The organism is Nocardioides salsibiostraticola (assembly GCF_054783655.1).
The window spans coordinates 428,752-444,507 of record NZ_BAAGQD010000001.1; the positions used below are offsets into that span (position 1 = coordinate 428,752).

11 protein-coding genes are annotated in these 15,756 nt (G+C 67.2%); 7 read left to right on the top strand and 4 right to left on the bottom strand.

Going from position 1 to position 15,756, the window contains the following annotated elements:
• Positions 1-28 precede the first annotated feature (28 nt).
• Genes ACYVLV_RS02030 through ACYVLV_RS02040 form a run of 3 tightly spaced genes read left to right on the top strand, consistent with a single transcriptional unit; the run spans position 29 to position 4,070 of the window.
• Complete coding sequence (locus ACYVLV_RS02030; protein WP_460807289.1) at positions 29-1,543, top strand: ABC transporter ATP-binding protein; 1,515 nt, start codon at positions 29-31, stop codon at positions 1,541-1,543.
• The gene (locus ACYVLV_RS02035) at positions 1,540-2,772 is read left to right on the top strand and encodes an ABC transporter permease (protein ID WP_460807291.1); all 1,233 of its coding nucleotides are present in this window, start codon (positions 1,540-1,542) and stop codon (positions 2,770-2,772) included. Before ACYVLV_RS02030 ends, ACYVLV_RS02035 begins: the two co-directional genes overlap by 4 nt.
• Positions 2,769-4,070, top strand: a complete 1,302-nt coding sequence (locus tag ACYVLV_RS02040) for an ABC transporter permease (RefSeq protein WP_460807292.1) — start codon at positions 2,769-2,771, stop codon at positions 4,068-4,070. Before ACYVLV_RS02035 ends, ACYVLV_RS02040 begins: the two co-directional genes overlap by 4 nt.
• A 22-nt stretch (positions 4,071-4,092) precedes the next feature.
• On the opposite strand, the gene ACYVLV_RS02045 is transcribed toward ACYVLV_RS02040, so the two are convergent.
• The 4 genes from ACYVLV_RS02045 to ACYVLV_RS02060 all read right to left on the bottom strand — a co-directional run bounded on the left by ACYVLV_RS02045 (position 4,093) and on the right by ACYVLV_RS02060 (position 10,312).
• Complete coding sequence (locus tag ACYVLV_RS02045; protein WP_460807293.1) at positions 4,093-5,292, bottom strand: amidohydrolase; 1,200 nt, start codon at positions 5,290-5,292, stop codon at positions 4,093-4,095.
• A 98-nt stretch (positions 5,293-5,390) separates the two neighbouring features.
• Complete coding sequence (meaB, locus tag ACYVLV_RS02050) at positions 5,391-6,365, bottom strand: methylmalonyl Co-A mutase-associated GTPase MeaB (RefSeq protein ID WP_460807294.1); 975 nt, start codon at positions 6,363-6,365, stop codon at positions 5,391-5,393.
• Positions 6,366-8,555, bottom strand: coding sequence for a methylmalonyl-CoA mutase (gene scpA / locus ACYVLV_RS02055; RefSeq protein WP_460807295.1), 2,190 nt, complete (start codon positions 8,553-8,555; stop codon positions 6,366-6,368). It lies immediately after the preceding gene.
• On the bottom strand, positions 8,552-10,312 hold the full coding sequence (locus tag ACYVLV_RS02060) for a methylmalonyl-CoA mutase family protein (RefSeq protein ID WP_460807296.1): 1,761 nt from the start codon (positions 10,310-10,312) through the stop codon (positions 8,552-8,554). The genes scpA and ACYVLV_RS02060 overlap by 4 nt, the downstream gene beginning before the upstream one ends.
• Positions 10,313-11,047: 735 nt before the next feature.
• Between ACYVLV_RS02060 and ACYVLV_RS02065 the strand changes: the two genes are divergently transcribed.
• The 4 genes from ACYVLV_RS02065 to ACYVLV_RS02080 all read left to right on the top strand — a co-directional run bounded on the left by ACYVLV_RS02065 (position 11,048) and on the right by ACYVLV_RS02080 (position 15,700).
• Positions 11,048-12,112, top strand: coding sequence for a glycosyltransferase (locus ACYVLV_RS02065; protein ID WP_460807297.1), 1,065 nt, complete (start codon positions 11,048-11,050; stop codon positions 12,110-12,112).
• A 101-nt stretch (positions 12,113-12,213) separates the two neighbouring features.
• Entirely contained in the window at positions 12,214-12,936 is a 723-nt protein-coding gene (locus ACYVLV_RS02070) for a succinate dehydrogenase cytochrome b subunit (RefSeq protein ID WP_460807298.1), read from the top strand.
• A 26-nt stretch (positions 12,937-12,962) separates the two neighbouring features.
• Positions 12,963-14,960 (top strand): fumarate reductase/succinate dehydrogenase flavoprotein subunit, encoded by a 1,998-nt coding sequence (locus ACYVLV_RS02075; protein ID WP_460807299.1) that lies wholly within the window; start codon positions 12,963-12,965, stop codon positions 14,958-14,960.
• Complete coding sequence (locus tag ACYVLV_RS02080; RefSeq protein WP_460807300.1) at positions 14,957-15,700, top strand: succinate dehydrogenase/fumarate reductase iron-sulfur subunit; 744 nt, start codon at positions 14,957-14,959, stop codon at positions 15,698-15,700. The genes ACYVLV_RS02075 and ACYVLV_RS02080 overlap by 4 nt, the downstream gene beginning before the upstream one ends.
• Positions 15,701-15,756 lie beyond the last annotated feature (56 nt).

Consider the following 15,756-nt stretch of genomic DNA (forward strand, 5'->3'; position numbering starts at 1 on the left):
CGGCGCATCTGGCCCCTAGGATCGCCCCATGCAACTCGTTCTGCGCGACATCACCAAGCGCTTCGGCTCCCTGGTCGCCAACGACCACATCTCCCTGACGGTGGAATCCGGGGAGATTCACTGCCTGCTCGGTGAGAACGGCGCCGGTAAGTCCACCTTGATGAACGTTCTCTACGGGCTCTACCGGGCCGATGAGGGCGAGATCATCCTCGACGGTGACGTCCAGCACTTCGCAGGCCCCGGCGACGCGATCGCCGCGGGCATCGGAATGGTTCACCAGCACTTCATGCTGGTCCCCGTCTTCACCGTCGCCGAGAACGTGATGCTGGGCAACGAGAGCACCGGCTTCGGCGGGTCCCTGGACCTCGACGCGGCCCGAGAGCGGGTGCGCGAGATCTCCCAACGCTTCGGCTTCCAGGTCGACCCCGACGCGATCGTCGAGGACCTGCCGGTAGGGGTTCAACAACGCGTGGAGATCATCAAGGCACTCTCGCGTGACGCGCAGGTGCTGGTCTTCGACGAGCCGACCGCGGTCCTCACGCCCCAGGAGACCGACGAACTGATGCAGATCATGCGTCAACTCAAAGCATCCGGCGTCGGCATCATCTTCATCACCCACAAACTGCGTGAGGTTCGCGAGGTCGCGGACCGGATCACCGTCATTCGGCTCGGCAAGGTCGTCGACGAGGCGGAACCCTCGGCAAGCAACGCCGAACTCGCCTCGCTCATGGTCGGTCGCCCCGTCGAGCTGACGGTCCACAAAGAACTGCCCAAACTCGGCGAGGACTCCTTGGTCGTGGAGGGGCTCACCGTGGTCGATGCCACTGGCCACGTGCACGTCAACGACGTCAGTTTCACCGTACGCGCCGGCGAGGTGCTCGCTGTCGCCGGCGTCCAGGGCAACGGCCAGACCGAGCTGACCGAGGCCCTGCTCGGCCTCCAAGGTCACGTCCGCGGCTCGATCACCCTCGAGGGCAAACAACTCGTGGGTCTCGGTGTTCGTAAAATTCTCGAACAAGGAGTCGGCTTCATCCCCGAGGATCGTCAGGTCGACGGTTTGGTGGGGTCGTTCACCATCGCCGAGAACCTGATGCTCGACCGAAGCTTCAGCAAACCCTTCGTCCGCCTCGGTTCGCTCCAGAAGTCCAAGCTCGATGCCTTCGCCCACGAGAAGCTCCAGGAGTACGACATCCGCGCACCCGGCGTGACCACACCGGCCAGCAATCTCTCGGGCGGAAACCAGCAGAAGGTGGTGGTGGCGCGAGAGCTCTCCAAGGACCTGAGGCTGTTGGTGGCGGCACAACCCACCCGTGGTGTGGACGTCGGCTCTATCGAGTTCATCCACCAGCAGATCATCGCCACCCGCGATCACGGCGTACCTGTGCTCGTTGTCTCGACCGAACTCGACGAGGTGTTCTCCCTCGCAGATAGGATCATGGTGTTGTACCGAGGTCGCGTCGTCGGCATCGTGCCGGCTGACACTCCCCGCGAGGTGCTCGGCCTGATGATGGCCGGAGAGCGTCCGGCCGGGTTGGTCGCATGACTCAGGATGTCGCGGCGCAGAACTCACCGCCCCCCGAGGAGGACCACGTTCCGCCTCCCCCACAGCAGAACCACTGGCACACCGTGATCAGGTCGATCACCACGGGCGGCGCACTGGTCGGCGTCCTCGCGGTGTTCCTCGCAATGGTGGTCGGCTCGTTGATGATCATGTTCACCGACGAAGCGGTCCGCGACTCCTCGAAGTACGTCTTCTCCCGGCCCCAGGACTTCTTCCAGAACTCATGGAACGCCATTGAGGGCGCCTACAGCGCCCTGTTCCGGGGATCGATCTACAACACCCGCGCGAACGACTCGGCCTCCGCCATCCGGCCCCTGACCGAGACGATGAAGTTCGCCGGCCCGCTCATCACCGCCGGACTCGGTGTGGGACTGGCCTTCCGCGCCGGAATGTTCAACATCGGCGGGCGAGGTCAGATGCTGCTCGGCGGTGCCGCAGCCGGCTACGTGGCGATCAACGCCAACCTGCCTGGCCCGTTGCTGCTCGTTGCCGCTGTCGCCGCCGGGATGGTGGCCGGTGCGATCTGGGCAGGCATCGTCGGGCTGCTCAAGGCACGCACCGGCGCTCACGAGGTGATCGTCACGATCATGCTCAACTACGTCGGTTTCTACCTCATCTTCTTCGCCCTCTCGCGCCAGGGAATCCTGCAGGCGCCAGGCTCGGCGAACCCCAAGTCGCTTCCGATGCCGGCCGACGCACAACTGCCCAAGCTCGCTGGAGACCGCTACAACCTCCACTTCGGCTTCCTGCTGGCTCTCGTGGCCGTCGCGGTGGTCTGGTGGCTGTTGAATCGCTCGGCCCTCGGATATCGCTTCCGGGCGGTGGGCGAGAACCCGCACGCGGCGCGTACCGCCGGGATCGACGTCGGACGCACCTACGTGATGGTGATGCTCATCGCCGGGGCCCTCGTGGGGCTGGCCGGGGTCAACCAGGTGCTCGGCACCGTGACCAGTGGCGTGTCGGTCGACCTGGATGCCGGGATCGGCTTCGACGCGATCACCGTTGCGTTGTTGGGTCGCTCCCGTCCGCTCGGCATCCTCGCCGCCGGGCTTCTGTTCGGGGCGTTCAAGGCCGGCGGCTTCGCGATGCAGGCCTCAGAGGGCATCCCGGTCGACATCGTGTTGGTGATCCAGTCGCTCATCGTGCTCTTCATCGCAGCTCCGCCGTTGGTTCAGGCACTGTTCCGTCTACCCGTGAAGGAGGAGGCGTGAGCAACTCCAGCCAACGTGACGCCGGCGCAAGGCCCGATGAGAGTGTCGCCGGCACTCCGGAGATCGTGTCCATCGTCAGCCGAAAGACGACCGTGCTGTTCGCGGTGGTCACGCTCGGGCTTGCGGCGGTCGTCGGCCTGGGATCCCAGTCGGGCGACACGACCTTCCGGCTGGCCGCCCGCAGCGATTTCTTCCAGTTGCCGGAGATCACAGTCCCGGCGGTGGGCACCGCCTGGGTGATGATCGCCATCATGGCGCTGTGCGTGGTCGACTCGGCGCGCCGACTTCTCGCCCAACGCAGCACACCGATCTGGTTGGCGATCGTGTTCTCCGTCGTCGCGATGACCGGGTTCCTGTCCTGGGCCGCCGCCGGAGGCTCGATTCCCCTGGTCGGGCTGCTCAGCGGTTCGTTGGCTCTGGCCGTGCCCCTGGTCTTTGGTGCACTCGGAGGTGTCCTCGGGGAACGCGCCGGGGTCGTCAACATCGCCATCGACGGGCAGCTCTTGGCCGGCGCCTTCGCGGCAGCGGTCGTCGGGTCGATCACCGGGTCCGTGTGGGGCGGGCTGGTCGGCGCGATGGTGGCAGGCGCGCTCGTGGCCCTGGTTCTGGGCCTGTTCGCCATCACCTACTTCGTGGACCAGGTGATCGTCGGGGTGGTGCTCAACGTGCTGGTGATCGGCGTGACGAGTTTCTTCTTCACCCAGGTGCTCGTACCCAACACCGCGTCCCTGAACTCCCCACCCCGGTTCTCCCGCCTTCCCGTCCCGCTCCTGGGGGACATTCCCTTGGTCGGTCCGATCTTCTTCCGTCAGACAGCCATCGTCTATCTGCTCTACGTCGCCGTGGCCGTGGTCTCCTACGCCCTCTACCGCACCAAGTGGGGACTGCGTGTTCGGGCGGTCGGGGAACACCCGAAGGCCGCGGACACCGTCGGCATCAAGGTCAACGTCACCCGCTACCGAACCATCCTGCTCGCGGGAGCGATCGCCGGCATGGGTGGCGCCTTCTACACCCTGGTCTCGGTCCAACAGTTCAACCGGGAGATGACCGGCGGAGCCGGTTACATCGCCCTCGCTGCGGTGATCTTCGGCAAGTGGGACCCCATCCGCGCCACCCTCGCGGCGCTTCTGTTCGGCTTCGCCTCGAATCTGCAGGGCGTCTTGTCCGTTATCGGCTCGCCCGTGCCCAGTCAGTTCATGTTGATGCTGCCCTACCTCGTCACGATCTTCGCCGTCGCCGGTCTGGTGGGACGGTCCCGCGCACCTGCGGCGGTGGGTCTGCCCTACCGAAAAACCTAGCGTCAGGAACGACGCACCAACCTCAGCGCGGCTCGCTCCCGAGAGCCGCGGCCTGGGCGAGCACCCGGGCGCCGACGGCGATCGCACGCTCGTCGACCCGGAGGTTGCCCTGATGCAGGTCGTAGGTGACCCCACCGGGGGTGCGTGTGCCCAGGCGGAACATCGCCCCGGGGATCTGCTCGGTGTACCACCCGAAGTCCTCGCCCCCGAGGCTCTGCGGCACGGCGACCTGGCCGTCCGCGCCGAGCACCGAACGGGTCGCCACAGCGATCAACGCGTTGACCTTGGGGTCGTTCACCACGGGCGCCACCCCCTGGAGGTAGTTCACCGTGGCGGTGACGCCGTAGGGACGAACGATGTCGTGGACCGCTTCTCGGATGATCGGCTCGCAACTGGCCCAGGCGACGGCGTCGAGAATGCGCACCGTGCCGGCGGCCAGGCCGCGGTCGGGGATCACGTTGATCGCCGAACCGGCCTGGACCATGCCCCACACCACGCTGACCCCGGACCGCGGATCCATCCGTCGACTCAACACGGCGGGGAGTTCACTGGTCACCTTGGCCAGGGCGAAGGTGAGGTCTCCGGTGAGGTGCGGTCGGGAGGTGTGCCCGCCGGTCCCCTCCAGCAGCACCTCGATCGAGTCCGCAGCGCTCGTGAGCGCACCGGAGCGCATGCCGATCCGGCCGACGTCGACCCCCGGCTCGCAGTGCAGGGCGATGATCTGGCCCACGCCCTCCAACGCCCCGTGGGCGATCAGGTGTTTGGCCCCACCGGGCATGACTTCCTCAGCGGGCTGGAAGAGCAGGCGTACGGCGCCGCCCAGCAGGCCCCGGTCGTCGAGTTCGCTCAGAGCGAGAGCGGCCCCGAGCAGGCAGACCGTGTGCACGTCGTGCCCGCAGGCGTGGGCGACCCCGTCCACGGTGCTGGCCCAGGGCTCACCGGCGACGTCGGACACCGGAAGGGCGTCGATGTCGGCGCGCAGGGCGATGGACGGCGGACCCTCCCCCAGGTCGGCCACCAGTCCACTGCGCGGCAACTCCCGCACCCGCCATCCGGCCTGCTCGAGACGCTGCCCCACGATCTCGACGGTGCGGCGTTCGGTCCACGCCAGCTCGGGGTGGGCGTGCAGGTCTCGCCGCAGGTCGATCAGGTCGGCGTCGTACTTCTCGACGACGGCGGCGATCAACTCGGCAACGGCATCGGGTTCAGTGGTCGGAGACATCCCCCTCAGGTTATCCGCAGACCGTCGAGTCGGCGCGTCTTGACACCGGGAAAGGGTCGAGTCGGCGCTACTTGCGTCAAGTAGCGCCGACTCGGCAATCAGTCCTGGTCGTACGCCGCGAGGATGCGGTCGGCCGCGACGGTGGCGGGCAGCGACCCGGCCAGGACCTCGGCACGGATCTCCTCGCGAATCGCGCGGACCCCCGATGAGTGCCGGAGTCGTTCGGAGAGTTCGTCGCGGACCAGCGCCCAGGTGAAGTCCAGTTGTTGCTCGGCTCGTTTCGCCGCCAGTCCCTCCGGGCCGAGGTGGTCGCGATGAGCGCCGATGCGTTCCCACAACTCGTCCACTCCGGTGTCTTCGAGACCTGAACAAGTCACCACCGGCGGGGCCCACTCCCCCTTGCCGTGCACCATCCGCAGGGCACCGGCCAGATCTCTCGCCGCCGCTCGTGCCTCCTGAGCCCGGTCACCGTCGGCCTTGTTCACCGCGATCACGTCGGCGATCTCCAATATCCCCTTCTTGATCCCCTGGAGTTGGTCACCGGTGCGGGCCAGGGTCAGGAAGAGGAAGGTGTCGACCATGCCGGCGACCGTGACCTCGGACTGGCCCACCCCGACGGTCTCCACCAGGACCACGTCGTACCCGGCGGCCTCGAGGATGAGGATCGCCTGCACGGTGGCGCGAGCGACCCCGCCCAGGGTGCCGGCCGACGGGCTGGGCCGGATGTAGGCGTTCGGGTCGGCCCCCAACCGCGCCATCCGGGTCTTGTCGCCCAACACCGACCCCCCGGTGCGGACCGAGGAGGGGTCGACGGCCAACACGCCGACCCGGTGTCCGGCCGCGGTCAACCGGCTGCCCAGGGACTCGATGAAGGTCGACTTCCCGACACCGGGGACCCCTGAGATGCCGACCCGGACCGATTCACCCTGCCCGGCCTCGCTCAACTCGGTCAGCAGTTCCCGGGCCATCTGACGGTGCTCCGGCTTGGAACTCTCCACCAGAGTGATGGCCTGAGACACCTGCGCCCGGCGACCGGCGCGGATGCCCTCGATCAGGGTCGGTACGTCGGTCACTCAGTGGCCCAACTGCTCCCGGAGCCGCGCCAGCAGATCCAAGGCCGACTCGGCGATGACCGTGCCGGGCTGGAAGACCGCGGCGGCGCCCATCTCCTTGAGCGTGGGGACGTCGTCAGGAGGAATCACACCGCCGATGACGGTCATGATGTCGGGCCTCCCCTGCTCCTCCAACGCCTTCTTCAGGGCAGGGAGCAGCGCGAGGTGACCGGCGGCCAGCGACGAGACACCGACCAGGTGCACGTCGGCATCGACGGCCTGCTGGGCAACCTCTTCCGGAGTCGAGAACAGCGGACCCACGTCGACGTCGAAGCCCATGTCGGCGAAGGCGGACACGACGACCTTCTGGCCTCGGTCGTGACCGTCCTGGCCCATCTTGGCGACCAGGATGCGGGGACGGCGGCCTTCGGTCTCGGCGAAGGCGTCGGTGGCCTCACGCACCTGGGAGACCAGGGTGCTGCCCGAAGCGTCGGACTCATCACGGAACACGCCGCTGATCGTACGGATCACCGCCTGGTGACGCCCGTAGACCTTCTCGAGCGCGTCGGAGATCTCCCCGACGGTGGCCTTGGCCCGGGCTGCGTCCACGGCGAGGGCCAGCAGGTTGCCGTCCAGGGAGCCCGTAGCCGGTGCGTCACCGGCGGCACTGTTGGTCAGCGCCTCGAGCGAGCGGCGTACGTCGTCGTCGTTGCGTTCGGCACGCAGCCGCTCCAACTTGGCGATCTGCTGGCGGTAGACGTCGTCGTTGTCGACGCGGAGCACGTCGAGTTTGTCCTCGGCGGCCAGGCGGTAGGTGTTGATGCCGATGACCTTCTGGGCGCCGGAGTCGATCCGCGCCTGGGTGCGGGCCGCGGCCTCCTCGATGCGCATCTTCGGGATGCCCTGCTCGATGGCCTTGGCCATCCCGCCGGCCTGCTCGGCCTCCTGGATGTGGGCCCAGGCCTTCTCGGCGAGGTCGTGGGTCAGCCGCTCGACGTAGTAAGAGCCGGCCCACGGGTCGATGGTGCCGGTGGTGCCGCTCTCCTGCTGGAGGAGGAGTTGGGTGTTGCGGGCGATCCGGGCCGAGAAGTCCGTCGGCAGCGCGATCGCCTCGTCCAGGGCGTTGGTGTGCAGCGACTGGGTGTGTCCCTGAGTCGCGGCCATCGCCTCGATGCAGGTCCGCCCGACGTTGTTGTAGACGTCCTGTGCGGTCAGCGACCATCCACTGGTCTGCGAGTGCGTTCGCAGCGACAGCGACTTCGGGTTCTGCGGGTTGAAGTCGCGGACCAGTCGGGCCCACAGCGCGCGAGCCGCGCGCATCTTGGCGATCTCCATGTAGAAGTTCATCCCGATGGCCCAGAAGAAACTCAACCGTGGGGCGAACTGGTCGATCGTCATCCCGGTGTCGAGGCCGGCGCGGATGTATTCGACGCCGTCCGCGAGGGTGTAGGCCAGCTCCAGATCGGCCGTGGCTCCGGCCTCCTGGATGTGGTAGCCGGAGATCGAGATGGAGTTGAAGCGAGGCATCTTCGCGGCGGTGTAGCTGAAGATGTCGGAGATGATCCGCATGCTCGGCGCCGGCGGGTAGATGTAGGTGTTGCGGACCATGAACTCCTTGAGGATGTCGTTCTGGATCGTCCCCGCGAGTTGTTCGGGCTGCACCCCCTGCTCCTCGGCCGCGGCGATGTAGAGCGCGAGCACCGGGAGGACGGCGCCGTTCATGGTCATGGAGACCGACATCTGGTCCAACGGGATGCCGTCGAACAGCGTGCGGGTGTCGTAGATGGAGTCGATCGCGACTCCGGCCATCCCCACGTCACCACGCACGCGCGGGTGATCGGAGTCGTAGCCGCGGTGGGTCGCGAGGTCGAAGGCGACGCTGAGCCCCTTCTGACCGGCAGCGAGGTTGCGCCGGTAGAACGCGTTGGACTCCTCGGCGGTGGAGAACCCGGCGTACTGACGCACCGTCCAGGGCTGGGTGGTGTACATCGTGGGGTAGGGCCCGCGCAGGAACGGGCTCAGACCGGGCACGGTGTCCAGGGCGTCGAGGCCCTCGAGGTGCTCGGGGCCGTAAACGGGGAGGATGTCGATCCCCTCGGGACTCGTCCACGCCTCGCCGGATCCGGTGGTCGAGGCGGCGTCTGCGGTGGTCGAGTCTGTCGAGACCTCCTCGCTCAGCGGCAACCCAGCGAAACTCTTCGGAACCGTCATGCCAAGGCCTCTCTCGTCCGGGTCAGGAAGTCCAACGCATCGACTCCCATGGCGCAGGAGTCGTCTGCGTAATCGGCCGGCTTCCCGGCGATGATGAGGTGGGTGGCACCGGCGTCGCGCAGCGCGGCGGCGGCCTCGACACCCCATTCGGCGTACGCCGGGTCCGCCCCGGCCAGGCAGGCCACCGACTGGCCGTCGTAGGCCGCGAGCAGCTCCTCGACGTTGCTCGTCGCACCGGCGACGTCGACGCCGACGCCCCCCGCGGCGAACAGGTTGCTCGCGAAGGTCGCCCGGGCGGTGTGCGCGGCGATCGGTCCCAGGGTGGCCAGGAAGACCGGTGCGGATGCGGGCTGGCGGCGCAGCGCTTCGAAGTCCGCGCCGTACGGACGTACGTCGTCCCGGCTCGATCGGCCGCTGCGCTCGGGGAGGGTCTCGGCGAGATTCGGGAACTCGGTGAGTCCGGTGATCGGACGCTTGCGCTTGGCGATCTGCGTGCCACGCTCGGTGACGACCGCGGCGATCCGGTCCTCCAGATCATCGAATCCGGTCTCCTCGATCCGACCGAACTCGGCCCACGCGGCCACGGCGAGGTCGTCGGTGAGCTTCTCCACGGCGTAGGAGCCGCCGGCCGGGTCGGCGACCCGGGCGATGTGGGACTCGAACATCAGAAGCGCGCTGGTGTTGCGAGCGACGCGGCGTCCCAGCGTTTCCGGCTGGCCCAGCGGGCTGTCGAAGGGCAGGACGGTGACCGAGTCAGCGCCCCCGGCGCCGGCGGCGAAGCCCGCGACGGTGGTGCGCAGCATGTTCACGTACGGGTCGTAGGAGCTCATCATCGGACGGCTGGTCACCGCGTGCTGGCGCTGGACCGTCGCGGTGCCCTCGCTCAGCTCGACCACACGTGCCCACAACCGGCGTGCGGACCGCAGTTTGGCGATGGAGGCGAACTGCTCGTCGGTGACGGCGTACCGGAACTCGAAGAGGCCCAGCGCCTTGTCCAGGTCCATCCCGGAGTCGGTCAGCGCGCGGAGGTACGCCGCACCCACCGCCAGGCTGTAGCCGAGCTCCTGCGCGTCAGAGGCCCCCTGGTCGTGGACCACGGTGGCGTCGACCACGACTCCGCGGACCTCGGCCTTCACAGCCAGCCGTGCGACCTCGACCAGTTCGTTGACCCCTACCCGCGAGCCGCCGCCGAGGTTCGTCTCTGGGTGGAGTTCGCGGGCGTCGACGAAGTCCAGGAACGCCTGGGCGGTGGACAGCGGCTGGGTGGAGTCCAGGACGACCGGTGCAAGATCGAACAGGACGTCTTTGAGGAGTACGTCGAAGTCGGTGTCCGGTTCGGCCTCGATCCACAGCGAGGTGACCCCCCCGTCGAGATCGACCAGAGCGGCCTCGTTCAGCGCCTTCTCGGTGTCCTGCGCCAGGTGGGCACGGATGTCCCACTCGCCGGTGCGTGTGGGGCGTCCGGTGGTCCGCAGATCCTCCAGGAGCCCAGCGCTACCCAGGGGAGGCAACTCGATGCCGTCCAGCGTGGACTTCGTCAGTTTGGCCCAGACGAGATCGTCGGGGTCGTCATCGGTCATCCGCTTCGCCTTGCGCAGGACCGCCGCGGTGGCGGTCTCCCAGTCGGCGAGCGTGTGGTCGTCCTGGGGTCCGGCCAATGCCAGCGAGCCTTGTTCGGGCTCCAGCTCAGTGGGGTCATCCAGTCCGCCCTCGACTGCTCCGTCGACCTGGGGGCTCTCGCTTTCGGCGTCACTCATGTGGCGAACTCTAGAAGCCCTCTGGTCTACGGGCGACACACTGTGACATTTTCGGGACAGGACAGCCGCCTGGGCCACAGATCCAACAGTCCTGGGCAACCCCTCACGTAGCCTGCGTCGTATCCCCAACTCGGACCAAGGCGGCAACTATGAAGGTGCAGGATCCTGACGGAACCACGTGGACGGCGTTGGAGTACATCCCGCAGGAGTCCTGAGGTGAAGACACGCGACCCCCACGGCAACCGTTGGACTGTTCGGCGCCGCTGGGCGCCTTGGGCCAATTACTTCCAGGCACCGCTGGACCGGCTCAACCGACCGCTCGGAAATGAGTTGGACGACCATTGGGGAGGCGTCTCGGCGGCGTTGGGTCGAGCCTCGGCAGTTCCACTCATCGGCGCCCTGTTGGCCTGGATCGCGTTGTCTCTTCTGTGGCCCTTTGCGGTCTTGACCCGCCTTCTCTTGCGCCGACCCTGGCCTGTCGAGGTCCGCAGGGCCGGAGAACTGTGGCGCTCGGAGGTTGGCTCGTCCTTCGTCGCGGGCAGGGAGATCATCGAGCGACTCATCGACGACATCAGCTACGGCCGGCTCCCGGATCGGACGACGACCGCTCGACCTCCCGCCTGGCATCGGGGCACTCACCAGCCGAACTAGCTTCCGCGATCCTGACCGCCACCGTTCATCTGCCACCTCACCTCACGTCACCGACGGTTCATCCGGGGTGTCGATGCTGACGTCATGCGCGTAGCACTGGTGACCGAGACCTTCTGCCCCTCCGTCGACAGCAGCACCCGGACCGCCAAGGCGGTGATCGATCGTCTTCTCGACGTCGGCCACGAGGTGCGCGTGGTCACCCCCGGACCGGGGTTGGCGACGTACCGCGGGGCCAGCATCTCCCGCACCCGACCCCTGGATCCGATCGGTGGTCAGGTGCGAGCAGCGATCGACGAGTTCAGGCCCGACGTCGCCCTGGTCCTTTCCCCCGGCACAGTCGGCCGCAAGGCGCTGAAACACACCACCCGTCGATCGATCCCCTCGGTCGTGGTCGAGCAGTCACCACTGCTCCATCAGGCGGCCGACTACTGGCGCACCCGAGTCGCCGAACGCGCCGATCGGGTGCTGGTCACCTCTCGGTGGATGGTGGACCGGGCCGCCGAACTCGGGGTGTCCGCCGACCTGTGGCACCCCGGGGTCGACACTGCCGCCTTCACCCCCGGTCTGCGCGACGAGTGGTTGCACACCTCCTGGTCGCGGCATGGCAGCCGGGTTGTCGTGGGGTACGTCGGCGGGCTCCACAAACGTCACGGCGTACGCCGTCTGGCGCAGTTGAGCTCGGTCCGCGGAATTCGGCCGGTCATCATCGGCGATGGCCCGCAGCGGGCCTGGCTGGAGTCACGCCTGCCTGGAGCTGTCTTCACCGGCACCCTCGCGACCGGGGACCTCACCGTGGCATTGCCGTCCCTGGACGTATTGGTTCACCCCGGCGAGCACGAGACCTGCGCCCACTCCCTGCGCGAGGCGGCGGCCAGCGGCGTACCCGTGGTGGCGCCCCGCTCCGGGGGCGCACCGGATGTGGTCCGCAACCTGGAGTCCGGTCTGCTCTACGACCGAGCCGACCGTGGGGGGCTCGTCCGAGCCGTCGACGCCATCGCGGCGGACAGCTTCCGCTGTCTGCTCGGGGACCGGGCCCGTGAACTGGCCTCGACCCGTACCTGGACCTTCGCCGCGGACGATCTGATCTCGGTGCTCCTCGAGTCCGCGACCCGGTCGGCACGGGTCGAAGTTCTGACCCGGAGTCGATGACGGGTCGCACGCCGCCACACTGACCCCGGGAATCGCAACCGGGGATATGTCACATGGGGTTCTCACCACTATCGGAATCGGTGAAGGTACCGTTGTCTACTGTGGCAACTCCGACCAGACAGAACAACGAGCCGAAGCTCGTCAAGGGAATTCGCGCTACGCGATCCACCATCGCTCTGAAGTTGTTGATGGCCATCACCGGCCTGATCTTCATCGGCTATGTGCTGCTGCACATGTACGGCAACCTCAAGGTGTTCGCCGGGCAGGAGTCGTTCGACGGCTACGCCGAGCACCTGCGTGAGTTCGGTGAGCCGATCCTTCCGTACGCCGGGCTGCTGTGGATCATCCGCGTCGTGCTGATCCTCTCGCTGGTCGGTCACGCCTACGCCGCCTTCAAACTCTGGGACCGCGCCAACAAGGCCCGCACCCAGAAGTACGTCGTGAAGAAGGCGGTGGGCGCCACCCTCTCCTCGCGGATGATGCGTTGGGGCGGGGTCGCCCTGTTGCTGTTCATCGTCTTCCACATCCTGCACCTCACGACCCGCACGATCACGCCGGGAAGCGACGTCGAGTCGCCGTACACCCGCTTGGTCGCCGGCTTCCAGCCCGAGTTCTGGTACGTCTCGGTGATCTACCTACTCGCCATGGGCGCGCTGGCCATGCACCTGCGCCACGGGGTGTGGAGTGCCGCCCAGACCCTCGGCCTGACCAACACTGCGCAGTCGCGGATGCGGGCCAACGTGGCCGGATACGCCCTTGCGGTCGTAGTCGCTGGTGGCTTCGCCCTCGTGCCGCTGTCCGTCATCGTCGGCATCGTCGACTGAACGTCGAAGAAGAGATCGGAAATCTGATGAGCGAACCGTCCGACACCCTTACCGGCGAGCGTTCCGACGCCGCCGACTACTTCACCCCCGGGGACCCGATCTCCGACACCAAGGCCCCCGAGGGGCCGATCAGCGAGAAGTGGGACAAGCGCAAGTTCAGCGCCCGCATGGTCAACCCCGCCAACCGCCGCAAGATGTCGGTGATCATCGTCGGCACCGGCCTGGCCGGAGCCTCCGCAGCGGCCACCATGGGTGAGGCTGGCTACTCGGTGAAGTCCTTCTGCTACCAGGACTCCCCTCGCCGTGCGCACTCGATCGCCGCCCAGGGCGGAATCAACGCCGCCAAGAACTACAAGGGCGACGGCGACTCGGTCGAACGACTCTTCTACGACACCGTCAAGGGCGGCGACTACCGCTCCCGCGAGACCAACGTGTTCCGGTTGGCCCAGGAGTCGGTGAACATCATCGACCAGTGCGTCGCTCAGGGTGTCCCCTTCGCCCGCGAGTACGGCGGCCTGCTCGACAACCGTTCCTTCGGCGGTGTGCAGGTCTCCCGCACCTTCTACGCCCGGGGCCAGACCGGCCAGCAACTCCTCCTCGGCGCCTACCAGGCGCTCGAGCGACAGATCGCGGGCGGCACGGTGGAGATGTTCACCCGCCACGAGATGCTCGAGATCATCAAGATCGACGGCAAGGCCCGCGGCATCATCGCCCGCGACCTCGTCTCCGGTGAGATCCAGACCCACCTCGCCGACGTGGTCGTCCTCGCCTCCGGTGGATACGGCAACGTCTTCTTCCTCTCCACCAACGCGATGGGCTGCAACGTCACCGCGTCGTGGCGGGCTCACCGTCAGGGCGCCTACATGGCCAACCCCTGCTACACGCAGATCCACCCGACCTGTATCCCGGTCTCCGGTGACCACCAGTCGAAGCTGACCCTGATGAGTGAGGGCCTGCGCAACGACGGTCGGATCTGGGTGCCCAAGAAGGCCGAGGACTGCGACAAGGACCCGCGCGACATCCCCGAAGAGGACCGCGACTACTACCTCGAGCGGATCTACCCCGCCTTCGGCAACCTGGTCCCCCGCGACATCGCGTCGCGTCAGGCCAAGAACGTCTGCGACGAGGGTCGCGGCGTCGGCCCACAGGTGGGCGACTTTCGCCGCGGGGTCTACCTCGACTTCACCGACGCCATCGCCCGGATGGGCAAGAAGGGCATCGAGGCGAAGTACGACAACCTCTTCGACATGTATGCCCGCATCACCGGCGAGGACCCCTATGAGGTCCCGATGCGCATCTACCCGGCGGTGCACTACGTCATGGGCGGCCTGTGGGTCGACTACGACCTCGAATCGAACCTGAAGGGGCTCTTCGTCACCGGCGAAGCGAACTTCTCCGACCACGGGGCCAACCGCCTCGGCGCCTCGGCGCTGATGCAGGGACTCGCCGACGGCTACTTCGTGCTGCCGAACACGATCCGCGACTACCTCGCCGACGCTCCGTTCGACAAGATCGATGAGTCCCACGCGGCCGTCGTCGAAGCCCGTGCGGGCGTGGAGGCGCGGCTCGACAAGTTGCTCGCCATCAACGGCAAGCGCACGGTCGACAGCTTCCACAAGGAACTCGGCCACATCATGTGGGAGTTCTGTGGCATGGACCGCAACGCGGAGGGTCTGCGCAAGGCCATCGACATGATCCGGGAACTCAAGCGTGAGTTCTGGACCGACGTGAAGGTGCTCGGCGCAGCCGACACCCTCAACCAGAGCCTCGAGAAGGCCGGCCGGGTCGCCGACTTCATCGAGCTCGGCGAACTCATGTGCATCGACGCCCTGAACCGTCGCGAGTCCTGCGGCGGTCACTTCCGTTCGGAGTCGCAGACCGATGAGGGCGAGGCGTTGCGCGATGACGCCAACTACGCCTACGTCGCGGCCTGGGAGTTCGGCGGCGAAGAAGGCGACCCCGTCCTGCACAAGGAAGACCTGGTCTACTCGGCCATCGAGATGAAGCAGCGGAGCTACAAATGAAACTCAAGCTCAAGATCTGGCGCCAGGAGTCACCCGAGGCCACCGGTGGCATCAAGACCTACGACCTCGACGGCATCACCGGCGACATGTCGTTCCTCGAGATGCTCGATGTCCTCAACGAGGAACTGATCCTCAAGGACGAGGAGCCCGTCGCCTTCGACCACGACTGCCGTGAGGGCATCTGTGGTTCCTGCGACCTCATGATCAACGGTGAGGCCCACGGTCCCGAGGTCACCACGACCTGCCAGTTGCACATGCGCAGCTTCTCCGACGGCGACGAGATCGTCATCGAGCCGTGGCGCGCCGATTCCTTCCCCATCGTGAAGGACCTCATCGTCGACCGATCCGCGTTCGACCGGATCATCCAGGCGGGCGGCTACATCTCGGTCAACACCGGCGCCGCTCCCGACGCCCACGCGGTGCCGATCCCGCAGGAGGACGCCCTGCGCTCCTTCAACGTGGCCACCTGTATCGGCTGCGGCGCCTGTGTGGCCGCCTGCCCCAACGGGTCGGCCTCGCTGTTCCTCGGCGCCAAGGTCACCGCCCTGGGTCTCATGCCCCAGGGACAGCCGGAGCGCGACACCCGGGTGACCAACATGGTCGCCCAGCACGACGCCGAAGGGTTCGGTGGCTGCACCAACGTCGGCTCCTGCACCTCCTCCTGCCCTAAGGAGATCCCGCTCGACGTGATCTCCCAGCTCAACAAGGACCTGCGCACCGCGATCAAGAACGGTTTCTAGTCCGCCGCTGAGTCGGCGCAAGTTGACGCTCGTACGACGCTGAGTCGGCGCTACTT

Coding starts and splice junctions, on each gene's coding strand:
- ACYVLV_RS02030 (WP_460807289.1), top strand. CDS start 29: ATGCAACTCGTTCTGCGCGACATCACCAAGCGCTTCGGCTCCCTGGTC.
- ACYVLV_RS02035 (WP_460807291.1), top strand. CDS start 1,540: ATGACTCAGGATGTCGCGGCGCAGAACTCACCGCCCCCCGAGGAGGAC.
- ACYVLV_RS02045 (WP_460807293.1), bottom strand. CDS start 5,292: ATGTCTCCGACCACTGAACCCGATGCCGTTGCCGAGTTGATCGCCGCC.
- scpA (WP_460807295.1), bottom strand. CDS start 8,555: ATGACGGTTCCGAAGAGTTTCGCTGGGTTGCCGCTGAGCGAGGAGGTC.
- ACYVLV_RS02060 (WP_460807296.1), bottom strand. CDS start 10,312: ATGAGTGACGCCGAAAGCGAGAGCCCCCAGGTCGACGGAGCAGTCGAG.
- ACYVLV_RS02065 (WP_460807297.1), top strand. CDS start 11,048: ATGCGCGTAGCACTGGTGACCGAGACCTTCTGCCCCTCCGTCGACAGC.
- ACYVLV_RS02075 (WP_460807299.1), top strand. CDS start 12,963: ATGAGCGAACCGTCCGACACCCTTACCGGCGAGCGTTCCGACGCCGCC.
- ACYVLV_RS02080 (WP_460807300.1), top strand. CDS start 14,957: ATGAAACTCAAGCTCAAGATCTGGCGCCAGGAGTCACCCGAGGCCACC.